The 21,966-nt window shown below is 72.4% G+C and carries 23 protein-coding genes; 11 read left to right on the top strand and 12 right to left on the bottom strand.

Annotated elements, in window-relative coordinates:
• The first annotated feature begins 105 nt into the window (after window positions 1-105).
• Together ACX6XY_RS08220 and ACX6XY_RS08215 are read left to right on the top strand one after the other, a co-directional pair.
• Window positions 106-636: a sec-independent translocase gene (locus ACX6XY_RS08220; RefSeq protein WP_460327903.1), complete on the top strand. Its 531-nt coding sequence runs from the start codon at window positions 106-108 to the stop codon at window positions 634-636.
• 259 nt (window positions 637-895) lie between these two features.
• Complete coding sequence (locus ACX6XY_RS08215; RefSeq protein WP_460327902.1) at window positions 896-1,507, top strand: hypothetical protein; 612 nt, start codon at window positions 896-898, stop codon at window positions 1,505-1,507.
• A gap of 134 nt (window positions 1,508-1,641) precedes the next feature.
• Here ACX6XY_RS08215 and ACX6XY_RS08210 read toward each other — a convergent pair whose 3' ends face one another.
• Genes ACX6XY_RS08210 through ACX6XY_RS08200 form a run of 3 tightly spaced genes read right to left on the bottom strand, consistent with a single transcriptional unit; the run spans window position 1,642 to window position 4,702 of the window.
• Window positions 1,642-2,790: an Mrp/NBP35 family ATP-binding protein gene (locus ACX6XY_RS08210; protein ID WP_460327901.1), complete on the bottom strand. Its 1,149-nt coding sequence runs from the start codon at window positions 2,788-2,790 to the stop codon at window positions 1,642-1,644.
• A gap of 42 nt (window positions 2,791-2,832) precedes the next feature.
• Complete coding sequence (locus ACX6XY_RS08205; protein WP_460327900.1) at window positions 2,833-3,426, bottom strand: DUF1003 domain-containing protein; 594 nt, start codon at window positions 3,424-3,426, stop codon at window positions 2,833-2,835.
• Window positions 3,416-4,702 carry a magnesium transporter MgtE N-terminal domain-containing protein gene (locus ACX6XY_RS08200; RefSeq protein ID WP_460327899.1) on the bottom strand — a complete coding sequence of 429 codons (1,287 nt, stop codon included), beginning with the start codon at window positions 4,700-4,702 and terminating at the stop codon, window positions 3,416-3,418. Before ACX6XY_RS08200 ends, ACX6XY_RS08205 begins: the two co-directional genes overlap by 11 nt.
• 195 nt (window positions 4,703-4,897) lie before the next feature.
• Here ACX6XY_RS08200 and ACX6XY_RS08195 point away from each other — a divergent pair, with 195 nt between their 5' ends.
• Window positions 4,898-5,689 carry a hypothetical protein gene (locus tag ACX6XY_RS08195; protein WP_460327898.1) on the top strand — a complete coding sequence of 264 codons (792 nt, stop codon included), beginning with the start codon at window positions 4,898-4,900 and terminating at the stop codon, window positions 5,687-5,689.
• Between the two features lie 6 nt (window positions 5,690-5,695).
• Here ACX6XY_RS08195 and ACX6XY_RS08190 read toward each other — a convergent pair whose 3' ends face one another.
• Window positions 5,696-6,250, bottom strand: coding sequence for a hypothetical protein (locus tag ACX6XY_RS08190; RefSeq protein WP_460327897.1), 555 nt, complete (start codon window positions 6,248-6,250; stop codon window positions 5,696-5,698).
• A gap of 97 nt (window positions 6,251-6,347) precedes the next feature.
• Window positions 6,348-7,475 (bottom strand): magnesium and cobalt transport protein CorA, encoded by a 1,128-nt coding sequence (locus ACX6XY_RS08185; RefSeq protein ID WP_460327896.1) that lies wholly within the window; start codon window positions 7,473-7,475, stop codon window positions 6,348-6,350.
• A 403-nt stretch (window positions 7,476-7,878) separates the two neighbouring features.
• Here ACX6XY_RS08185 and ACX6XY_RS08180 point away from each other — a divergent pair, with 403 nt between their 5' ends.
• The 4 genes from ACX6XY_RS08180 to ACX6XY_RS08165 all read left to right on the top strand — a co-directional run bounded on the left by ACX6XY_RS08180 (window position 7,879) and on the right by ACX6XY_RS08165 (window position 11,179).
• Complete coding sequence (locus ACX6XY_RS08180; protein ID WP_460327895.1) at window positions 7,879-8,481, top strand: suppressor of fused domain protein; 603 nt, start codon at window positions 7,879-7,881, stop codon at window positions 8,479-8,481.
• A gap of 220 nt (window positions 8,482-8,701) precedes the next feature.
• Entirely contained in the window at window positions 8,702-9,343 is a 642-nt protein-coding gene (locus ACX6XY_RS08175) for a DUF6758 family protein (RefSeq protein WP_460327894.1), read from the top strand.
• Window positions 9,344-9,546: 203 nt separating this feature from the next.
• Window positions 9,547-10,410: a PHP domain-containing protein gene (locus tag ACX6XY_RS08170; protein ID WP_460327893.1), complete on the top strand. Its 864-nt coding sequence runs from the start codon at window positions 9,547-9,549 to the stop codon at window positions 10,408-10,410.
• Between the two features lie 163 nt (window positions 10,411-10,573).
• Window positions 10,574-11,179, top strand: a complete 606-nt coding sequence (locus ACX6XY_RS08165; RefSeq protein ID WP_460327892.1) for a MarC family protein — start codon at window positions 10,574-10,576, stop codon at window positions 11,177-11,179.
• A gap of 123 nt (window positions 11,180-11,302) precedes the next feature.
• Here the strand turns inward: ACX6XY_RS08165 and ACX6XY_RS08160 are convergent, their stop codons facing one another.
• Complete coding sequence (locus ACX6XY_RS08160) at window positions 11,303-11,452, bottom strand: hypothetical protein (RefSeq protein WP_460327891.1); 150 nt, start codon at window positions 11,450-11,452, stop codon at window positions 11,303-11,305.
• Window positions 11,453-11,615: 163 nt separating this feature from the next.
• Here ACX6XY_RS08160 and ACX6XY_RS08155 point away from each other — a divergent pair, with 163 nt between their 5' ends.
• Window positions 11,616-12,539, top strand: coding sequence for an NYN domain-containing protein (locus ACX6XY_RS08155; protein WP_460327890.1), 924 nt, complete (start codon window positions 11,616-11,618; stop codon window positions 12,537-12,539).
• 40 nt (window positions 12,540-12,579) lie between these two features.
• On the opposite strand, the gene ACX6XY_RS08150 is transcribed toward ACX6XY_RS08155, so the two are convergent.
• Complete coding sequence (locus ACX6XY_RS08150) at window positions 12,580-13,437, bottom strand: alpha/beta fold hydrolase (RefSeq protein ID WP_460327888.1); 858 nt, start codon at window positions 13,435-13,437, stop codon at window positions 12,580-12,582.
• A gap of 139 nt (window positions 13,438-13,576) precedes the next feature.
• Window positions 13,577-15,688, bottom strand: coding sequence for a DEAD/DEAH box helicase (locus ACX6XY_RS08145; protein ID WP_460327887.1), 2,112 nt, complete (start codon window positions 15,686-15,688; stop codon window positions 13,577-13,579).
• Window positions 15,689-16,177: 489 nt separating this feature from the next.
• Between ACX6XY_RS08145 and ACX6XY_RS08140 the strand changes: the two genes are divergently transcribed.
• Complete coding sequence (locus tag ACX6XY_RS08140) at window positions 16,178-16,915, top strand: ferritin-like fold-containing protein (RefSeq protein WP_460327886.1); 738 nt, start codon at window positions 16,178-16,180, stop codon at window positions 16,913-16,915.
• An 11-nt stretch (window positions 16,916-16,926) separates the two neighbouring features.
• Here ACX6XY_RS08140 and ACX6XY_RS08135 read toward each other — a convergent pair whose 3' ends face one another.
• From ACX6XY_RS08135 to ACX6XY_RS08120, 4 genes are all read right to left on the bottom strand, one after another.
• The gene (locus ACX6XY_RS08135; RefSeq protein WP_460327884.1) at window positions 16,927-17,196 is read right to left on the bottom strand and encodes a hypothetical protein; all 270 of its coding nucleotides are present in this window, start codon (window positions 17,194-17,196) and stop codon (window positions 16,927-16,929) included.
• Window positions 17,197-17,368: 172 nt separating this feature from the next.
• The gene (locus tag ACX6XY_RS08130; RefSeq protein WP_460327883.1) at window positions 17,369-17,596 is read right to left on the bottom strand and encodes a DUF3107 domain-containing protein; all 228 of its coding nucleotides are present in this window, start codon (window positions 17,594-17,596) and stop codon (window positions 17,369-17,371) included.
• Between the two features lie 185 nt (window positions 17,597-17,781).
• Complete coding sequence (locus ACX6XY_RS08125; RefSeq protein ID WP_460327882.1) at window positions 17,782-18,435, bottom strand: TetR/AcrR family transcriptional regulator; 654 nt, start codon at window positions 18,433-18,435, stop codon at window positions 17,782-17,784.
• A gap of 159 nt (window positions 18,436-18,594) precedes the next feature.
• The gene (locus tag ACX6XY_RS08120) at window positions 18,595-18,813 is read right to left on the bottom strand and encodes a hypothetical protein (protein ID WP_460327881.1); all 219 of its coding nucleotides are present in this window, start codon (window positions 18,811-18,813) and stop codon (window positions 18,595-18,597) included.
• A 151-nt stretch (window positions 18,814-18,964) separates the two neighbouring features.
• Between ACX6XY_RS08120 and ACX6XY_RS08115 the strand changes: the two genes are divergently transcribed.
• The gene (locus ACX6XY_RS08115; protein WP_460327880.1) at window positions 18,965-19,948 is read left to right on the top strand and encodes an alpha/beta fold hydrolase; all 984 of its coding nucleotides are present in this window, start codon (window positions 18,965-18,967) and stop codon (window positions 19,946-19,948) included.
• A 640-nt stretch (window positions 19,949-20,588) separates the two neighbouring features.
• Window positions 20,589-21,887 carry a DUF3152 domain-containing protein gene (locus ACX6XY_RS08110; RefSeq protein WP_460327944.1) on the top strand — a complete coding sequence of 433 codons (1,299 nt, stop codon included), beginning with the start codon at window positions 20,589-20,591 and terminating at the stop codon, window positions 21,885-21,887.
• Window positions 21,888-21,966 lie beyond the last annotated feature (79 nt).

Genomic DNA, 21,966 nt, shown 5'->3' with positions numbered 1-21,966 from the left:
CGGGACCGATCGACTTGAGACCGATCGACTTGAGACCGGGCGACTCGGGACCGGGCGACTCGGGGCCAGCTGCCCACGGCCGCGGACATCGAAAGGGGCCACCAGGTGTTCAGTGACATAGGCGGACTTGAGGTACTGACGCTGCTGGTCCTCGCCGTGCTGCTGTTCGGCCCGGAGAAGCTGCCCAAGGTCATCCAGGACGTCGCGGGTTTCATCCGTAAGATCCGCGCCTTCTCAGACAGCGCCAAGCAGGACATCCGCAGTGAACTGGGTCCGGAGTTCAAGGACTTCGAGTTCGAGGACCTGAACCCCAAGACGTTCATCCGCAAGCAGCTGGACAGCGACGAGCTGGGGCTCAAGGAGATCCGCAACGGCTTCGACCTGAAGAAGGAGATGGCCGAGGTCACGGACGCCGCACACAGCCTCGACCCGAACCGGCCGCACCCGTCCGCGGGCTCGGGCGGCACCCCGGACCTGACCAAGCCCGGCGCCCCGGAGCCCGCCGGGCCCAGCGGCCCCGACCTGCGCAAGAGCGAAGGCCCCGACCTCCGCAAGAGCGAAGGCCCCGACCTCCGCAAGGATGGCGCGAAACCAGCCCCGGTCGAGCCCCCGCCGTTCGACTCGGACGCCACCTGAGCCCCGCGCACGGTGGTACATGGGCCCAGCGCACGGTGGCGCACGGGCCCGGCGCACGGTGGCGTGAGCCTCTCGCGCGGTGGCCGGTGAGTGACCCCGCTGTGACCCCGCCGGTGGCCGGTGAGCGACCCGCACAAGACGGGAAGCTCCGCCCCCGGCGGCTGGTGTGGCTATTCTGCTCTGTTGTCGTCCGGACTCAGGACGCCCGAGGGGGGCGGGCCGCTCCGGACCGACGGACACCGAGGAGGCGGCCGGGTTGATGGAGACGAAGAGTCAGACAGGAGCGAGCGCGGTCGACGGCTACTTGCTGGCGCCCTTCCCGTGGTACGGCCTGGACGAGGCCTTCACGGGCCCGCGCTGGCTGATGCAGGTCGGCAGCGCCGCCGACGGCTCCGTGGCGCACGGCTCGACCGGACACGGCGACGAGCCCGCGCTGCGCACCGAAGGGAGCTCCCAGCGGGACCGCTTCGCGGTCGTGGTGACCGTGCCGGTCAGCCCGGTGCGGCGCAGCACCGACGGCACCGGCGTGGTGGACGCCACCTCGGTCTCGTCGGCGGCCTGGCTGGCCGGAGTCGGCCTGCTCAGCTTCACCTGGCCGGGCCAGATGGACCACGCGCTGCGTGACGACTGGCTCGACCAGCAGACCGAGACCGCGTGGGTGCTGGCGGACGATCTGCTCAGCGCCGACTGGACGACCCTCTCGCTGCCCGTGGACGGCGTCCCGACGCCGTTCCACTACCGGGAGTCGGAGTTCGGCTGGGTGCTCGCCGGGTCCACCGAGTCCGGCGTCCACCTGGGCGCGTACGGGCGCGGCATGAGCGCGTACGGTCTGGGCTTCTCGGCGGTCAAGGACATCACCGACTACGCGTGAGCGGGCGGTACGCGCCCGTACGGCACCGGGGCCGTCCCTCACGGAGAGGGACGGCCCCGGCCGCGTACCACCGGCCCGGAACCCGCGCGATCAGAACGGGTTCAGAAAGGGTTCAGAGCGTGGTCCGGGCGTGCTCAGAACTTGTTGCGCGGGGTGACCCCGAGCGACATGCCCGCAAGACCGCGCTGCCGCCCGCCCAGCTTCCCCGCGATCGTCCGCAGCGCGGAGCCCGCCGGAGAGTCCGGGTCGCTCAGCACGACCGGCTTGCCCTCGTCGCCGCCCTCGCGCAGCCGTACGTCGATCGGGATGGCGCCGAGCACCGGAACCGTGGCGCCGGTGGTCTTGGTCAGCCCCTCGGCGACCTTCGCGCCCCCGCCGGTGCCGAACACGTCCACCATCTCGTCGCAGTGCGGGCAGGGCAGGCCCGACATGTTCTCCACCACGCCCACGATCTTCTGGTGGGTCTGCACGGCGATCGCCCCGGCCCGCTCGGCGACCTCGGCCGCGGCCTGCTGCGGGGTGGTGACCACCAGGATCTCGGCGTTCGGCACCAGCTGGGCCACCGAGATCGCGATGTCGCCGGTACCCGGCGGCAGGTCGAGCAGCAGCACGTCCAGATCGCCCCAGTAGACGTCCGCGAGGAACTGCTGGAGCGCGCGGTGCAGCATCGGGCCGCGCCACACCACCGGGGCGTTGCCCGGCGTGAACATGCCGATCGAGATCACCTTCACGCCGTGCGCCGACGGCGGCATGATCATGTTCTCGACCTGGGTCGGGCGGCCGTCCGCGCCCAGCATGCGGGGCACCGAGTGACCGTAGATGTCGGCGTCCACGACGCCCACCTTCAGCCCGTCGTCGGCCATCGCCGCGGCCAGGTTCACCGTCACCGACGACTTGCCGACCCCGCCCTTGCCGGAGGCGACCGCGTACACCCTGGTCAGCGAGCCAGGCTTGGCGAACGGCACCTCGCGCTCGGCGGTGCCGCCGCGCAGCGAGCTGGCGAGCTCGCGCCGCTGCTCGTCGCTCATCACGTCCAGCGTGACGTCCACGCGCGCGACGCCCTCGACGGCCGCGACGGCGTCGGTGACGTTCTTGGTGATGGTCTCGCGCATCGGGCAGCCGGAGACCGTGAGGTAGACCGTGACGGCCACCGCGCCATCGGCGCCGATCTCCACCGATTTGACCATGCCGAGTTCGGTGATCGGCCGGTGGATCTCGGGATCGTTGACCGTCGCGAGTGCCTCGCGCACCGCTTCTTCGGTCGGATACGTGTCGGTAGCCATACAGAAATAGTACGGCGGTGTCCCGGCCGCGCTTAAGGTCCGTCAGCGGTCGCCTTCGTCACGCCGCACCGCCGCCTCGGACGGGAACCGTGTGCGCCGCTCGTCCAGGTCCCTGACCAGGTCCTGGAGTTCGGAGCGGATCCAGTCACGGGTCGCGACCTCGCCGAGGCCCGCCCGCAGCGCGGCGATCTCCCGCGTCAGATACTCGGTGTCCGCGATGGACCGCTCGTTCTGCCTGCGGTCCTGCTCCAGGTTGACCCGGTCCCGGTCGTCCTGCCGGTTCTGCGCGAGCAGGATCAGCGGGGCGGCGTACGAGGCCTGGAGCGACAGCGCCAGAGTCAGGAAGATGAACGGGAACTCGTCGAAGCGCAGCGCCTGGGGCGCCCAGATGTTCCAGGCGATCCACACGATGATGACGGCCGTCATCCAGACGATGAACGTCCCGGTGCCCAGGAACCGCGCGATCTGCTCCGACATCCGCCCGAACGCGTCCGGGTCCCACTCGGGCAGCACCCGGAACCGGCGCTGGGGCAGCGGCTGGTCGAGCCGCACCCGCGAGCGGTGCCGCGCGCCCGCGGGCCCGGCGGCGCGCTCCCGCTGCTCGCCGCGGTCGCCGTACCCGTACTCACCGCTCATGCGGGGCCCCCTGAGTTCCGTGCGCCGACTCCTCGAACTCGGTCTCACGCCAGTCGTCGGGCAGCAGATGGTCGAGTACGTCGTCGACCGTCACCGCGCCGAGCAGCGACCCGCTCTCGTCCACGACCGGCGCCGCCACCATGTCGTACGCGGCGAAGAAGCTGGTCAGCGAGGTCAGCGGGGTATCCGGCGCCAGGGTCTGCAGATCCTTGTCGAGCATCGAGCCGACCAGCGTGAACGGCGGGTCGCGCAGCAGCCGCTGGAAGTGCACGGTGCCCAGGAACTTGCCCGTAGGCGTCTGGTCGGGCGGTCGGCACACGTACACCTGCGCGGCCAGCGCGGGGGACAGGTCGGGGTTGCGCACCCGCGCCAGCGCGTCGGCGACCGTGGCGTCCGGCGGCAGCACGATCGGCTCGGTGGTCATCAGCCCGCCCGCCGTGCGCTCCTCGTACGCCATCAGCCGCCGTACGTCGGTGGCCTCCTCGGGGCGCATCAGCGTGAGCAGCCGCTCGGTGTCCTCCTCGGGCAGCTCGGAGAGCAGGTCGGCCGCGTCGTCCGGGTCCATCGCCTCCAGAACGTCGGCGGCGCGCTCCTCCTTGAGCTTGCCGAGGATCTCGACCTGGTCGTCCTCGGGCAGCTCTTCGAGCACGTCGGCGAGCCGCTCGTCGTCCAGAGCGGCGGCCACCTCGGCGCGGCGCTTGGGGGAGAGGTGGTGCAGCACGTTGGCGAGGTCGGCCGGGCGCAGCTGCTCGAAGGTGGCCAGCAGGCTCTCCGCGCCCTGCCCCTGCTCCTCCAGCGAGAACCCGGTGACCGCCGACCACTCGACGGTCACCGTCTCCCCCTTCCGCCGCAGCGCACCCCCCTTCCCCTTCCGGACGAAGACCCGGTCGATCTCCCAGTCCCGGCGCGCGGGCAGCTGCTGTACGGAGACGTCCAGGACGGTGACCTCCTCGCCGGAGTCGAGCAGCCGTACCCGGCGGTCCAGGAGCTCGCCCAGCACCAGCCGTTCGGTGGGGCGCTGCTCGAAGCGCCGTACGTTCAGCACGCCGGTGGTGATGACCTGGCCGGACTCGATGCCGGTCACGCGGGTCATGGGCAGAAAGATCCGGTGCCGGGTGGAGAGCTCGACGACGAGCCCGAGCAGCCGGGGCGGACGCCGCCCCACCCGGAGCATGGCGACCAGATCGCGCACCCGGCCCACATAGTCGCCGCCCGGATCGAAGGCCGCGGTACCGGCGAGATGCGACACGAAGACCCGAGGGGCGCCCGCCGCCATGCCGCGCTCCTCCCTGCTTCCGGTTTCCGGCCTGTTTCTGCCGTTATGTTCTCTAATCCGGGATTCAGGCTAGCCCGTCCCGGTCGGATGCGCCCCGGTGGAGCGTCTGGACGGCTCTCTGCCGAGTGGCGTAGGCGGCACGGGTACGCTGCCGTACTGCCGCCCCGGACACCCCCATGAGAGGCAGTGCCGCACGTGATCGCTATCCCGCAGCGCCGTTCCCGACGCAGCGCCGTTGTGCGCGCGGTGTGTGTGGGGCTGGTCGCCGGGCTCACGGGGCTCACGGGGCTCGTGGGGTGCAGCAGCAGCGCCCCGCCGCCACCGAGAGCCGATCCGGACGAGGGGACCAACGGCATCGGCAGGCTCTCCGCGACGAAGATCCAGAGCAGGACGCTCAGCGCGGCCGCCGCTGCGGACTCGGTCCGGCTGTCGGGTGCGCTGGTCACCAAGGGGCAGACCTACAAACTGGAGATGTCGCTGACCAGCGAGGGCGGCAGCGGTGAGGTCACGTCCAAGGACCGGACGTTCAGCCTGCTGCGGGTGGGCGAGCACCTCTACCTGAAGGCCGACGCCGCGTTCTGGACCGCCGTCGGCAAGGACGGCGACACGGGCAAGAGCGCGGGCGGCGCGTCGGACAAGCTCGACGGCAAGTATGTGAAGGTGCCGCAGGGCGACCCCGCGTATCAGCGGCTGAGCGGGTTCACGGACAAGAAGACCCTGCTCAAGGGCCTGCTCACGCTGCACGGCAAGCTGGCGACGGGCGAGCGCTCCGAGGTCGACGGCCAGCGCGCCATCAGGATCAGCGGAGACGCCGGGGCGGGCGGAACGCTCGCCGTGTCCCTGGAAGGCACGCCGTATCCGCTGCTCTTGGAGCGGGCCGGAGGCGCGGGCTCACTGCGCCTCACGGACTGGGGCGAGGACTTCGCCCTGAAGGAGCCGAGCAAGGACGAGACGGTCGACTACGGCCAACAGCTGCCGACGTCCTGACACGCCTTAGGTCCTGCGGCGCTTGGCGCGCTTCGCCAGGAGCCGGGGGAGCGCCTCCGGCGCCGGCTGGCGAGTGGTCGCGGGGGTGGCCGCCGGGGGCTCCGCCAGCGACCCGGACGGCAGGTCCGTCGATACGGCCTCCGGCTCCAGGCGCAGCACCCGGCAGTCGCGGGCCCAGCGCTCGGTGAGCTGGTCGGCGTCCACCGCGTTCAGCCGCTTGCCCTGGAGCTCGGCGACGGCCGCGTCCCAGGCGTCCGACCGGGGCGCCAACTCGACCGCCCGCGCGGTCCAGGCGACGATCCGGCCGCCCTTGTCCTTGCTGCGCACGGTGACCGCCACGGTCGCCCCGTCGGCGATGCCCGGCAGCGGCTGCTCGCCGGGCCCGTCGCCCACCACATGCGCCGCGCCGCCGTGCCACACGTGCCACAGCGCACGCTCCCGCCCGGCGCCCCGCACCCAGATCAGGCCGGACTTCTTGGTCGCCTCCTCGGCCAGCGCCCGGTCCAGGAGCGGCGCGGGAGTCGGCGCGGGAGTCGGCTCGGCGTCCGGTACGGCAGTCATGCGCGCAGCTTAGCCACCGGCCGGGCCGCACGGCAGGCGGGAGTACGACGCTCAGGCGGGAGTCCGACGGCAGGGCGTCTCGGGAGACGCCCCCGGCTCAGAGCCAGCCGTTGCGCTTGAGGGTGCGGTGGATGACCAGGCAGGTGCCGATGATCCCGGCGAGCACCATCGGGTAGCCGTACTTCCAGTGCAGCTCGGGCATGTGGTCGAAGTTCATCCCGTACACCCCGCAGATCGCCGTGGGCACCGCGATGATCGCCGCCCAGGACGTGATCTTGCGCATGTCCTCGTTCTGGGCGACCGTCGCCTGCGCCAGGTTCGCCTGGAGGATCGAGTTGAGCAGCTCGTCGAAGCCGAGCACCTGCTCCTGCACCCGCGCCAGGTGGTCGGCGACGTTGCGGAAGTAGTTCTGGATCTCGGGGTCGATCAGCCGCATCGGCCGCTCGCTCAGCAGCTGCATCGGGCGCAGCAGCGGGGTGACCGCCCGCTTGAACTCCAGTATCTCCCGCTTGAGCTGGTAGATCCGCCCCGCGTCCGCGCTGCGCGAGCTGCCCTTGCGGTGCGCGGAGAAGACGTCGATCTCGACCTCGTCGATGTCGTCCTGGAGCGCGTCGGCGACCGCGAGGTAGCCGTCCACGACATGGTCGGCGACGGCGTGCAGCACCGCGGACGGCCCCTTGCCGAGCAGCTCGGCGTCGTCCTGGAGCCGGTGCCGCAGTGCCCGCAGCGAGCCCTGGCCGCCGTGTCGCACGGTGATGAAGAAGTCCCGTCCGGTGAAGCACATCACCTCGCCGGACTCCACCACCTCGCTGGTGGCGGTGAGTTCGTCGTGCTCGACGTAGTGGATGGTCTTGAAGACCGTGAAGAGCGTGTCGTCGTACCGCTCCAGCTTGGGCCGCTGGTGGGCGTGTACGGCGTCCTCGACGGCGAGCGGGTGCAGCCCGAACTCCGCGGCGATACCGGCGAACTCGGCCTCGGTGGGCTCGTGCAGCCCGATCCAGGCGAAGCCGCCGTCGCGGCGCACCCGCAGCATCGCCTCGTGCGGCGTGAGCGCGGACTCGCTCTCCAGGCGGCGGCCGTCGCGGTACACGGCGCAGTCGACGACGGCCGTGCCGCCGCCGAGGTCGCGGGCGGGGTCATACGGACTGCCGTACGGGCTGTACGGGGTGCGGCTCTTGCGCAGGGACGGGCGGACGGCGGCACGCAGGTCGCGGATCATCGACATGGCGGTTTCCTTCGCACGCAGCGCGCTGCCCGCGGGGTGGCGCGGCCCGGAGCGGGGACGTACGGCTCACGGCCACGTCGCGGCGGCTTCGCTGCTGACAGAGGTCAAGCACGGAGATCAAGCGGAGACGAGACGCTCTTCCGTCATGCGACGCCTGGCTGCTTCAGGTGTTTACCCAGCTGCGGGCCGGGTAAGGAAAGCCCCGGTGAAAAGAAGCGGTCACCTGGCGGAAGAACGGGTGGTACTGCACGGTCGACTTCGATCCATCAGCCCCACCTCCTCCGGCCGGTCCCCTGTAGGGGAGATCCTCAGCGCGCTGCCCTGACCAGCCGCCAACACTATCAGCCGACCGGCGCGTCAAGGCACCGCTTGGCGGGTTCTGTACGCGTTCTATGCTCGCCGTATGGCTGATGTTCTCGCGCTGGTGGAAGCCCGGCTGCGTACCGCACTCGGTGAGCCCGACGCGCGGGCCGCGGTGACGTTCCTCGGGACCGACCGTATCGAGGTGCTGCGCTTCGCCGGCCGGGACGTCGACTCCGGCGCCGCGCTGGTCAGGTACGCCACGCTGGGGATGTCCGGGCAGCCGATGACCGACCCCGCGGCGGCGCTCGCCGACCCGGTGCGCGGCCCGCGCGCCGAGCTGATCCTGTCGGTGCGGGGCGGCGTCGCCGACACCGACAAGGTGCTTCGGACGCTGGCCGTGCTCGCCGCTTCGCCGCAGGTCGAGGGCCTGGTGCTGGCGCCCGGCGCCTCGCTTGACGTGGGGGAGCCGCTGTGGCCGGGCGCGCGGTTCAGCTCCGTACTGGTCGCGGAGCCCGGCGGCCTGGTCGAGGACCTGGAGCTGCCGGAGCCGATGGACCCGGTGGCCTTCCTGCCGCTGCTGCCGATGACGTCCAACGAGGCGGCGTGGAAGCGGGTGCACGGAGCGGCGGCGCTACAGGAGCGCTGGCTGGCCCACGCGACGGACCTGCGCGACCCGGCACGCGGCTCGGTGTCACTCGACTGACGACCCAGGGCCGGGGCCTGACTCCGGGCGCGCTCGGGCGTCCGGTGCCCGACGGCACCCGGACGGTGGTCGCGGTCTTGACCGGGCGGGCCGGTCAGGCGACCGTGGAAGAGGCGTGGAAGACGCCGGGTCGGCCGGTCGCGGCGGCCCGGAAACGACGGGCCCCCGGACGGGTGATCGTCCTTGACGCGGCGACGGCCGGGGAGGACTGTTGGGCGGTATGAGGGGCGAACCCAGTTGCCCGAAGTGCGGTGGCCGGGTCAGGGCTCCCGGCCTCTTCGCCGACGCCTGGCAGTGTGACGTGCACGGGATCGTGCATCCCCTACAGCCCGTGGTCCCGCCCAGCGTCGAGGCGCTCGGCGTCGTCGTGCACCGTACCCAGGTCCCCGTGTGGATGCCGTGGCCGCTGCCCGTCGGCTGGCTGTTCACCGGAGTCGCCTGCGCGGGCGACGACCGAAGCGGCGGGCGCGCCACCGCCGTCGCCTGCTCGGGGCCGGGGCCGCTCGGCGGGATCGGCGAGTTGGTACTGGTCGCCGAGGAGATCGGCGTAGGCCTGGGCGCGCGGTACGCGGGCATCGAGGGCCCCGACCCCGGCCCGTATCTGAGCGTCGAGAAGCCACCCCAGGCGAAGGTGCTGGCCGCCGGGCGGCCGACTCCGCTGTGGCATGTGTCGGGCGCGCCCGACGACCGGGCGGTCTTCGCCGGTGAGGCGTGCGGGCTCTGGCTGTGGGCGGTGGTCTGGCCCGAGCAGTCGGGCCTGCTGATGTACGACGAGCTGGTTCTGACGGACCTGCGGGACGCGGGCGCGGAGGTGGAACTGGTCCCCTGCGGCGCCCTGTCCCCACGCCTGCTGCACACCTGACGGACCCGCCCGCACCTGGCGGACCCGCCCGCACCTGACGGACCGCCCTCGCGCGCTCGTCCGTCTCCTCTCGTGCCGCCCCCGTCCGGCCCGTGCAGGGCCCGTGTGGGGCTCGGGCGGCGCTGAGGGCTCCGCGCGGACGTTATCCTTGAGCGTTCCCCGTACGTCCCGCCGTACGTCCCGTCAGAGTCTGGAGTAGCCGCGTGCGCGTCGATCTGCACACCCACTCCACGGCGTCCGACGGTACGGACACCCCGGCCGAGCTGGTGCGCAACGCCGCCGCCGCCGGTCTCGACGTGGTCGCGCTGACCGACCACGACACCACCCGCGGCCACGCCGGGGCCGTCGCCGCTCTGCCCCCCGGCCTCACCCTGGTCACCGGCGCCGAGCTGTCCTGCCGCCTCGGCGGCGTGGGGCTGCACATGCTGGCGTACCTCTTCGACGCCGACGAGCCCGAGCTGCTCCGCGAGCGTGAGCTGGTACGGGACGACCGGGTACCGCGCGCCCAGGCGATGATCGGCAAGCTCCAGGAGCTCGGCGTGCCGGTGACCTGGGAGCAGGTCGCGCGGATCGCCGGGGACGGCTCGGTCGGACGGCCGCACATCGCCGAGGCGCTGGTCGAGCTCGGCACCGTACGCTCGGTGTCCGACGCCTTCACGCCCGACTGGCTCGCCGACGGCGGCCGGGCCTACGTCGAGAAGCACGAGCTCGACCCCTTCGACGCGATCCGCCTGGTCAAGGCCGCGGGCGGGGTCACCGTCTTCGCGCACCCGCTCGCCGTCAAGCGCGGCGAGGTGATCCCCGAGTCGGCGATAGCCGAGCTGGCCGCCGCGGGCCTCGACGGGATCGAGGTCGACCACATGGACCACGACCAGCCGACCAGGGCGAGGCTGCGCTCCCTCGCCGACGAGCTGGGGCTGCTGGCCACCGGGTCCAGTGACTACCACGGCAGCCGCAAGACGTGCGTGCTCGGGGAGTTCACCACCGACCCCGAGATCTACGGCGAGATCACCCGTCGCGCGGCCGGAGCGTTCCCGGTCCCCGGCGCCGGGGGACAGGGAGCCTAGGCCCGGTCGGACCTAGGCCCGACAGGGCCTGGGCCCGGTCGGACCTGGGCCCGGTCGGACCTGGTGCCGACCGGCGAGCCGTCGGCATCGCCCCGCTCTGCCCTTCTCCTGCGTTTCCTCCCCTCCTCCTTTCCTCTTCTCGTTTCTCTCGCAAGGCCTCACTGTGTTCGACGCTGCCGTTTTCGGATCCCTGTTTCTCACGCTTTTTGTGATCATGGACCCCCCTGGGGTCACCCCGATCTTCCTCGCGCTGACCTCCGGCCGCCCGGCCAAGGCGCAGCGGAGGATGGCCCTGCAAGCGGTCTCCGTGGCGTTCGGCGTGATCACCGTCTTCGGTCTGGTCGGCCACCAGATCCTGGACTACCTGCATGTCTCGGTGCCCGCGCTGATGATCGCGGGCGGTCTGCTGCTGCTTCTGATCGCGCTCGACCTGCTCACCGGCAAGACCGACGAGCCGAAGCAGACCAAGGACGTCAATGTCGCCCTCGTCCCGCTGGGGATGCCGCTGCTCGCCGGGCCCGGCGCGATCGTCTCGGTGATCCTCGCGGTGCAGAACGCGGACGGGGCCAAGGGTCAGGTCTCGGTCTGGGCGGCGATCGTCGCGATGCATATCGTGCTCTGGCTGGTCATGCGGTACTCGCTGCTGATCATCCGGGTCATCAAGGACGGCGGCGTGGTGCTGGTGACGCGGCTCGCGGGAATGATGCTCTCCGCGATCGCCGTACAGCAGATCATCAACGGGGTCACCCAGGTGATCCAGGGCAGCTGACCGTCCCCGCGCGGAGTGCCCCCCGGATACGCGGAGTGCCCCCGTACGCGTCTGTCGCGTACGGGGGCACTCGGTGCGTTGACGCGCCGCTACGGCGTCAGGCGCTGTGGCGGCGGCGTGTCACTAAGCGGCGTTTCCGGCCGGGCGGATGTAGATCCGCTGGCCGATCGCGGCGGCCTGCCGCACCATCCGGTCGACGGAGGCGGCGTCCACGACGACGCTGTCCACGGCGGCGCCGTTGACGTCGTCCAGGCGCATGATCTCGAAGCGCACAGTGCGTCTCCCTTCGTCTGAGTCCTCGGTGGGTTCGTCAGAGATAACGAGTTGCACCGTACAAACATTCCCTACGCTAAGGAAATCTTTTCCGAAGCTAACTACTCACCGGTAGCGAGATCGCTTGTGCTCGCCGTGTCGCCCCCCGGACAATGGGCGGCATATGAACGACGACCTCCCCGCCGACGCCGGACTCGCGGAGATCAGCGCCCGCATCGAGCGCACCAACGAGCTGCTCAACCGCATGCTCGCCGAGGTGGCCAAGACGCCGTCGACCCATGCGATCTTCGTGGACGCCGGGTATCTGTACGCCGCCGCGGGCCGCCTCGCCGCAGGGACCGAGGACCGCAGGGCCTTCGACCTGGACGCCGAGGGGCTGATCGACGCACTGATCGACAAGGCCCGCACGATCTTCGCGGACAGCAGGCTGCTGCGCGTCTACTGGTACGACGGCGCCCGGCGCCGTATCCACACCGCCGAGCAGCAGTCGATCGCCGAGCTGCCGGACGTCAAGGTCCGCCTGGGCAACCTCAACGCCAGCAACCAGCAGAAGGGCGTCGACTCGCTGATCCGCAGTGACCTGGAGTCGCTCGCCCGGCATCGCGCCATCAGCGACGCCGCGCTGATCGGCGGCGACGAGGACCTGGTCTCCGCGGTCGAGGCGGCGCAGGGGTACGGCGCACGGGTGCACCTGTGGGGCATCGAGGCCACGGACGGGCGCAACCAGGCCGAGCCGCTGCTCTGGGAGGTCGACAGTCAGCGCACCTTCGACCTGGACTTCTTCAAGCCGTACGTCACCCGGCGCACCGCCGTCGCCACGGTTGCCGCCTACGACCAGGCGGCCAGCCGCCCCGCCCGCGACGAGGTGCGGTTCGTCGGCGCCCAGGTCGCCGCTGGCTGGCTCGCCGCCCGTGGCCGCGAGTCGCTGGTCGACCTGCTGCCCGGATACCCCTATCTGCCCGGCGCCGTGGACCAGGAGCTGCTGGTCGAGGCTGAGCGGCTGCTGCAGTACTCACTGCGCGGCCAGGCGGATCTGCGCCGTGCGCTGCGGGACGGCTTCTGGGAACACTTGCGCGCGCAGTACTGACGGCCCTGCCGGGCGTCGCGCGTCAGAGGTGATCCCAGGATCAGAGGCCGTCCCAGAACCGGAGCAGGGCCTCGGCCGTGATCTCGGGGCGGTCGGTGTTGGGGGAGTGGTCGGCGCCCGCGATGACCGTGCGGCGCGCGCCGAGCCGTACCGCCATCTCGTCCAGCAGCGGGACCGGCCAGGTGTCGTCGTGTTCGCCGGACAGCACGTGCTTGGGCAGCGGGACGGCGGCCAGGGCGTCGACCCGGTCCGGTTCGGCGCACAGCTGCCGCCCGGTGGCGGTGAGCTGTGCCGGGCTGTTGCGCAGCCAGCGCGCGCGTAGGTCCGTCGCGTCCCCGTCGGTGTCGGTCTCCTCCGGGGGGTCCATCGCCCGCATCGCCTCCCACAGCTGGGCGAGGTCCATCGTCGTGAGCGCGTCGAGCAGGGCGTTGACCCGCTCCTGCTGGGTCGGCGAGATCCGGGCGGGCCCCGAGGAGACCAGGGTCAGCGAGGCGAACGGCGCGGCGTCGAGCAGCACGGCGGCGCGGGCGATCTGACCGCCGAGCGAGTGTCCCAGGAGATGGAGGGGGCCGTCGCCGTCCAGGGCCGCGGCCTGGGCGAGCACATCGCGCGCCAACTCCTCCTGTGCATAGGCCGATTCGTCGTCCCGTGGGCCGTCGGACTCGTACTGCCCGCGGCCGTCGACGGCGACGCACCGGTATCCGGCCGCGCTCATCGGCTCCAGCAGCGCGATGAAGTCCTCCTTGCTTCCGGTGTATCCGGGCAGCAGCAGGACGGTGGCGCGGGGGCTCGTGGTCGGCTCGGGGTGCGCGTCGAGCACGGCGAACGTGCCGCGCTCGGTGGGGAGTTGGCGGGCGCGGGTGCAGGGGGGCGGGGTGAAGGTCGGTGGCCGGCTCATGGCTTGAGGTTAGGCGGTGAAGATGTCGTCCCCCTATCCCGCCCCTGTCCGAAAGAGGCCGAACGGGAGGCGCTTCCTCGCGCGACGGCGACGGCCCGGCTCCTGGTGCGGAGCCGGGCCGTCGCCATGTCACACGAGATCAGGCCTCGGGCGCGTCAGCCTTCTTGCGCGTGCGACGCCGCACGGGCTTGTCCGCGGCCTCGGCCTCGGCCACGTCCGCTGCCGGGGCCTCGACCTTCTTACGGGCACGGCGTCGGGTGGGCTTGGCGTCGGCGTCGTCGGTCGCCGGGGCGGTGCTTTCGGCTGTGTCGACGGCGGCGGTGGCGGCCTTGCGGGTGCGGCGGCGGGCGGGCTTCGCCTCGGGCTCGTCCGTCGCCGGGGCCGTCGCTGTGGCCGTGCCCTCGGCCGTGTCGGCCGCGGTCTCGGCGGCCTTGCGGGTGCGGCGGCGCGGCTGCGGCTGCGGCTCGGACGCGTCCGGCTCGGCTGCCGGGGCCTCGGCCTTCTTGCGCGTGCGGCGTCGGGTGGGCTTGGCGTCGGCGTCGTCGGTCGCCGGGGCGGTGCCTTCGGCTGTGTCGACGGCGGCGGTGGCGGCCTTGCGGGTGCGACGGCGGGCGGGCTTCGCCTCGGGCTCGTCCGTCGCCGGGGCCGTCGCCGTGGCCGTGCCCTCGGCCGTGTCGACCGCGGTGTCCGCTGCCGGGGCCTCGGCCTTCTTGCGCGTACGACGCCGGGCGGGCTTCGCCTCGGGCTCGGTGGTCGGCTCGGCCGTCGTCACCGCGGCCTCGGCCTGCTCGGTCGCCTGCTCCGGGAGCGTCGCCACCGCGGCGGACGCGCCGACACGGGTACGGCGACGGCGGCGCGGGGTGCGCGGCACGGCCGGGGCGTCGGAGCCCTCCGCGGAGCCCTTCGCGGACTCCGCGCCGTCCGTGGCGGACGGCGTGGCCGACGCGGGCGCGTCCGCGAGCGGAGCGCCGCTCCGCGTACGGCGGCGCTGCCGCGGCGTACGCGTACGCCGCGGGCGCTCCTCCACCGCCTCCCGGCGGGCACCGCGCCCACGGCCGCCGGTCTCACCGAGGTCCTCGACCTCCTCCGCGCGCAGCCCGGCGCGAGTGCGCTCGGAACGCGGCAGGACGCCCTTGGTGCCCTCCGGGATGCCCAGCTCCTCGTACAGGTGCGGGGAGGTGGAGTATGTCTCGGCCGGGTCGTTGAAGCCCAGCTCAAGGGCCTTGTTGATCAGCTGCCAGCGCGGGATGTCGTCCCAGTCGACCAGCGTGACCGCGGTGCCCGACGCGCCCGCGCGGCCGGTGCGGCCGATGCGGTGCAGATAGGTCTTCTCGTCCTCGGGGGACTGGTAGTTGATGACGTGCGTGACGCCCTCGACGTCGATGCCGCGCGCGGCGACGTCCGTGCAGACCAGCACATCCACCTTGCCGTTGCGGAACGCGCGCAGCGCCTGCTCGCGCGCCCCCTGGCCGAGGTCGCCGTGCACCGCGCCGGACGCGAAGCCACGGCGTTCCAGCTGCTCGGCGATGTCGGCCGCCGTACGCTTCGTACGGCAGAAGATCATCGCGAGCCCGCGGCCGTCGGCCTGGAGGATGCGGGAGACCATCTCCGGCTTGTCCATGTTGTGCGCGCGGTACACGAACTGCTTGGTGTTCGCGACGGTCTGGCCCTCGCCGTCGGGCGAGGTGGCGCGGATGTGCGTGGGCTGCGACATGTAGCGCCGCGCGAGACCGATCACGGCGCCCGGCATGGTCGCCGAGAACAGCATGGTCTGGCGCTTCGCCGGAAGCATGGTGATGATCTTCTCGACGTCGGGCAGGAAGCCCAGGTCGAGCATCTCGTCGGCCTCGTCGAGGACGAGCCCGCGGATCTGGCTGAGATCCAGCTTGCGCTGACCGGCCAGGTCGAGCAGGCGTCCGGGGGTGCCGACGACCACGTCGACGCCCTTCTTGAGCGCCTCGACCTGCGGCTCGTACGCGCGGCCGCCGTATATGGCCAGGACGCGCACATTGCGCACCTTGCCCGCGGTGAGCAGGTCGTTGGTGACCTGCTGGCAGAGCTCACGGGTGGGGACGACGACGAGCGCCTGCGGGGCGTCGGTGAGCTGCTCGGGCTCGGCGCGCCCGGCCTCGACGTCGGCGGGGACGGTGACGCGCTCAAGGAGCGGCAGACCGAAGCCGAGCGTCTTGCCGGTGCCGGTCTTGGCCTGGCCGATGACGTCCGTGCCGGAGAGGGCGACGGGGAGGGTCATCTCCTGGATGGGAAAGGGGGACGTGATGCCGACGGCTTCCAGGGCTTCGGCTGTCTCGGGGAGAATCCCGAGCTCTCGGAACGTAGTCAGGGTGCTGCCTCTTCTGTGAGACGCGGCGCGAGGCGAACGCAGGGGGTCGTGACCGTGCCGCCAGGTGCGGAGAACACGCGTCCGGCCGCATCTCGCGAGGCCGGATGGCGCGGGACCACTGCCGTCGCTCGAGCGCTCGTGCCGCTGAGGGTCCCTCCTGTGGGGCACGCGGGGAACGCGCGCCGCCCGGAGGGCTGTCGGGTCGGAGCCGATCGGGCCACCGACCGGGCATCCTCATACGGGATGGCCCACCGATGTGCACGGCACACTCCTCCGGCGGGCGCTTTATCACTGTACCCTGGATCGGCGCAGGCATGTCGGCCGAATTGGTCACGTTGTCGTCGTCACAGTCACTGACCAGGTACTTCCAGGCCGTGGACCGCGGGCTATTGTGCGGCTATGGGAACGCCTGACAACGCTACGGACGCAGCCGCCGCACACACCGGGATCGCCGCCCAGGACTGGGCGACGGCGTCCTCTGAACCGCAGTACCGCGCGGCGGTGGTGGATCTGCTCGGGGCGCTCGCGTACGGCGAGCTGGCGGCCTTCGAGCGGCTCGCCGAAGACGCCAAGCTGGCGCCGACGCTCGCCGACAAGGCGGAGCTGGCGGCGATGGCGTCGGCCGAGTTCCACCATTTCGAGCAGTTGCGGGACCGGCTCGCGAAGATCGACGCGGAGCCGACCGCGGCGATGGAGCCGTTCGCCGCCGCGCTGGACGACTTCCACCGGCTGACCGCGCCGTCCGACTGGCTGGAGGGCCTGGTCAAGGCGTACGTCGGCGACTCGATCGCGAGTGACTTCTACCGTGAGGTCGCGGCCCGCCTGGACTCCGACACCCGAGCCCTGGTGCTCGGGGTGCTGGACGACACGGGGCACGCGAGTTTCGCCGTGGAGAAGGTACGGGCGGCCATCGAGGCGGACCCGCGGGTCGGCGGGCGGCTCGCGCTGTGGGCGCGGCGGCTGATGGGCGAGGCGCTGTCGCAGGCGCAGCGGGTGGTCGCCGAGCGGGACGCGCTGTCGACGATGCTGGTCGGCGGGGTCGCGGACGGGTTCGACCTGGCGGAGGTCGGCCGGATGTTCTCCCGTATCACCGAGGCGCACACCAAGCGCATGTCAGCGCTGGGCCTGGCGGCGTAGCGCCCTGGCCGTCAGGCCGTGGCTGATCGTGAGCGGTGGAGGTTTCCGGACGGGCGCAGCAGCAGCGAGATCAGTGTCACCGACAGGGCGAGGGCCCCGATGAGCGTGGCCACCGGCGATGTGGTCACGGCCGAGTGGGTGATGAAGGCGCCGAGCAGCGCACCGGTGGCGCCGGTGGCCAGGACCAGGGAGCGCGCGGGCAGCCGGTTCGGCAGCCTGCGGGCCGCGAGCCAGGCCAGGGCCAGGCCGAGCAGTACGGAGCCGAGCGCTTCCAGGATCATGAGCCCTCCCGTGTGCGGCCGAGCGTGCGTCGTCGGATCGTCCTAGCCCGTCTTACCCGGAGTGGGCGGAACGCAACCATCCGCACACAACGCGTGGGAGCGGCCCGGTGGTTGAACCACCGGGCCGCTCCCATCGCTGCCTGCCGGACCCTTCACCGGGCCGCGGCCCGACTCAGAGTGCGCTGAACCCCACCTTGCGCGCGGTCGGCTCGCCGAGCTCGACATACGCGAGCCGGTCGGCCGATACCAGGACCTTGCGGCCGTGGTCGTCCACGAGGGAGAGCAGCTCGGACTTGCCGGTGAGCGCCTCGGACACCGCCTTCTCGACTTCCTCGGGAGCCTGTCCGCTCTCGATAACGATCTCGCGGGGCGCGTGCTGCACGCCGATCTTGACCTCCACGGCTATGTCCCTCCGACGGTCAGTCTGTGCGCGGCCGTCCGCGCCGTACATGCGACACATTAGCCCGGTGAGGGGACCCGCCAGCCCGCGGCACCGCACGCTGGCAGCGAACACCCCCGCGGAATACCCGGCCGCGGGCCGGCCACGGCGCGTGCCGAGGCCGTGCCGAGGGCGCTCAGCGCTGCTCAGCGCTGCTCGGCGTTGTGTTCCGCGCCGTGCAGCGGGAAGCCCGCGATGCCGCGCCAGGCGAGCGAGGACAGCAACTGCACCGCCTTGTCGCGGCCCACCGTGCTCTCGCTGTGCAGCCAGTACCTGGCCACCACCTGCGAGACCCCGCCGAGCCCGACCGCCAGCAGCATCGCCTCGTCCCTCGGGAGCCCGGTGTCTTCGGAGATCACCTCGGCGATCGCCTCGGCGCACTCCAGGGTGACCTTCTCGACCCGTTCGCGGACCGCGGGCTCGTTGGTCAGGTCCGACTCGAAGATCAGCCGGAAGGCGCCGCCCTCGTCCTCGACGTAGGCGAAGTAGGCGTCCATGGTGGCGGCGACGCGGAGCTTGTTGTCCGTCGTCGACTCCAGCGCCGTACGCACCGCCTGGAGCAGCGACTCGCAGTGCTGGTCGAGCAGGGCCAGATAGAGCTCCAGCTTGCCCGGAAAGTGCTGGTAGAGCACCGGCTTGCTGACGCCCGCGCGCTCGGCGATGTCGTCCATCGCGGCCGCGTGGTACCCCTGGGCGACGAAGACCTCCTGGGCCGCGCCCAGGAGCTGGTTGCGGCGGGCCCGGCGCGGCAGGCGCGTGCCCCGCGGGCGCGCTGCCTCTGTCTGCTCGATGGCTGTCACGCCGCCTCCCACTGTGGTGAACTTCGGATGTGCGGTGAGCGCCGCTTCGCCATCGTACTTTTCGGTAACCGTGGCGTGTGCGGTGCGGACGCAGAATATTTCACGCGGCCGCCGTGTGCGGGCGCGTCTCACATGCTCGGACGGGGTCCGCGGTGGTACTCAGCGGTAGTCGTCCTCGTCCAGCTCGACCACCCTGGCCTGCTCCGCGGCGTCGGCGGGGTTGGCGGTGCTCGGGTCGTAGTGGGGGAGCGGTTCGTCCTGGTGCTGCCGCAGCTCGGTGTGCTGCTCGGCGGCGTCCGCCTCCGGGGTCTCCGCGGCTACGGTGTCCGCGTCGTCCTCTTCCTCGAAGGTATCCGGATCGGTAGGGTCGACGGTCATGGCTCCCGCTCTCTTCTCTTGGCGTGGAAGGAAAGGGGGCCGGGGCGTGGGCCCTCTCCTCCGAGCCTAGGAGACACCGGTGCGGGGCGCTACGCGATCTGTGACCGCGAACACGTGAGCTATCGCGTGATCGTCTCGTAACATTGCCCGCATGTCTTCGACCGAGCAGCCGGGAGCCCTGACCGCCACGGCCACCCGAGAGCCGCTTCCGGTCCGGGTCGCGGAGGGGGAGCGGCTGCGTTCGGTCACCCTGCCCGGACTGACCCTGGCCGTACGATCCAGGCCACCGGCCCGCTCCGGACTGCCGCCCGCGCTGTATGTGCACGGGCTCGGCGGGTCGTCCCAGAACTGGTCGGCGCTGATGCCGCTTCTTGAGGACGCGGTGGACGGCGAGGCGCTCGACCTGCCGGGCTTCGGCGACTCGCCGCCGCCGGACGACGGCGACTACTCGGTCGCCGGGCACGCGCGCGCCGTCGTCCGCTATCTCGACGCGTCGGGCCGCGGTCCCGTGCACCTGGTCGGCAACTCGCTGGGCGGCGCGGTCGCCACGCGGGTCGCCGCGGCGCGGCCGGATCTCGTACGGACGCTGTCGCTGGTCTCGCCCGCGCTGCCGGAGCTCCGGGTGCAGCGCACGGCGGTGCCGACGGCGCTGCTCGCGGCGCCGGGGGCCGCGGCGCTCTTCGCGCGGCTCACCAAGGACATGACCGCCCAGCAGCGCACCCGCGGGGTGCTGGGGCTCTGCTACGGGGATCCGCGGCGGGTCACCGCGGAGGGCTTCGCGAACGCGGTGCACGAGATGGAGCGGCGGATGCGGCTGCCGTACTTCTGGGACGCGATGACGCGTTCGGCGCGGGGCGTCGTGGACGCGTACACGCTGGGGGGACAGCACGGGCTGTGGCGGCAGGCCGAGCGGGTGCTGGCGCCGACGCTGCTGGTGTACGGCGGGCGGGACCGGCTGGTCTCCTTCCGGATGGCGCAGAGGGCGGCGCGTGCCTTCCGGGGCTCGCGCCTGCTGACGCTGCCGGACGCGGGGCATGTGGCGATGATGGAGTACCCGGAAACGGTGGCCACGGCGATCCGCGAACTCCTTTCCGACGCCGGCGAACCGGGCTTCGGCGCGGGCGCGGGAGGCTGAGCGGCGGGTGGGACGTCACAGGCGCGGGGCGACGAGCACGGGTGACACCGGGGGGATGCCGGTAGTACCGGTGGACGGCGCGGCACGCGGCGCGCGCCGCGCGGAGGGTCCGGGCGGCCAGGCCGACCCGGCCAATCCGGCCAATCCGGCCAATCCGGCCGATCCGGCCGATCCGGCCAATCCGGCCAATCGGGGTCCGGGCAAGGGCCGCCGCAGGCGCGGCTCGCGCCCCCCGGAGAGCGCGTCAGGGCCGGGGGCTCCGTCCGTACCCGCGCCGGGCGGGACTCGCGGGCCGTCCGCCCCACCGGGAACTCCGGCGCACGGCGTCCCACGAATACCGGACCAGACCGGCCCCACGCCGCCCCACCAGACGACTCCGGTCCACGGCACACCGGACCTCCGCGATCCGGGCACCCCCGCGCACGGCGTGCCGGGATTCCCGGACCCAGGTACGTCCGCCCACGGCGCACCGGACCTCCGCGATCCGGGCACCCCCGCCCATGGGGTGCCGGGTTTCCATGATTCGGGTACGCCTGCTCATGGCACACAGGGTTTCCATGATTCGGGCACGCCCGCGCACGGCACGTCGGGCCTCCGGGGCCCAGGCGCGCCCGCGTACGGCACGTCGGGTTTCCCGGACCTGGGCACGCCCGCGCACGGCACCCCAGGTTTCCGGGATCCGGGTACGCCCGCGGGTGGCGTGCCCCGTTTTGTTGACTCGGGGGCCGCTGCGCGCGGGGTTCCGCAGACGCGGGGGGCCGCGGGGGTGCGCGGTGGGCATCCGGAGCAGCGGGAGGCCGGTGGCGGCTGGGGCGCCGTCGGCGCACCCCTGGCCGGGCCGCCCGGCGCGGCGCACGCGCGAATACCCGGCCCGCGGCGGGAGTACCTCGCGGCGTTCGACGACGACCCCGCCACCGCTGACCCCGACCCGTACGCGGCCGTCACCGCCTGGGACTACGGCGTACCCGACCAAGACGGCCGAGGCCGCGGCCGCGCGGGCGTGACCGCCGCGGGGCCCGACGGGCCCGACGGCCCGCACGGCGGCCCGAGCCGCGCGCCGTCCGCCGACGGCCTCGCCGCACCCCGCGGCGGCAAGGGCCGGGTGTTCACCGGCCTCGCGGCCGCCGCTGTGACCGTCGTGCTCGCCGTCGTGGTCGCCGGACAGGCGGCCGACGAACCGTCCGCCGACGGACCGTCCGGCGACACCCGGACACAGGCGCAGACGCGGACACAGACGTCGGACGCCGACGACTCCGCCGCGGGGTCCGACGGCCAGCCGGACCCCGACGGCTCCACGGCCGCCTCGTCCCCCGATGCCTCCCCGGCGAAGCCGTCCCCGGCCACGTACGAGGAGAAGATGGGCGAGAAGAACCCCATCGACCCCAAGCTGAAGGGAAGCGGCGAGTTCGAGGCGATCGGCGGGCTCGACAAGGCGCCGGGCAAGGGCCGGAAGTTCCGCTACCGCGTCGACGTCGAGAAGGGCATCGGGCTCGACGGGGAACTCTTCGCCACGGCTGTGCAGAAGACCCTGAACGACGACCGCAGCTGGGCGCACGGCGGCGGCCGCACCTTCGAGCGGATATCCAGCGGGAAGCCGGACTTCGTCATCACGCTGGCCAGTCCGGGCACGACCGGCGTCTGGTGCGCCAAGTCCGGGCTCGACACGACCCAGCAGAACGTGTCCTGCGACTCCGCCGCCACCGAACGCATCATGATCAACGCCTACCGGTGGGCGCAGGGGTCTCAGACGTACGGCGACGCGATCCACGCCTATCGCCAGATGCTGATCAACCACGAGGTGGGCCACCGGCTCGGCTTCGGCCATGTGAACTGTTCACGGGACGGCGCGCTGGCCCCCGTCATGCAGCAGCAGACGAAGTTCCTGTCGCGTGACGGCATCACCTGTAAGGCCAACCCCTGGGCCTATCCGGGGCGCTGAACCACCCGTCCGCCCGTCCGTCCGCCGCACCTGTCCGCCGCACCTCCAAAGGGAGGCCCGTGCCTGACGTTCCGTGACG

The organism is Streptomyces sp. O3, assembly GCF_054788135.1.
The sequence above is the reverse complement of the archived record's forward strand: the minus strand, read 5'-3'. Positions and strand labels throughout refer to the sequence as shown.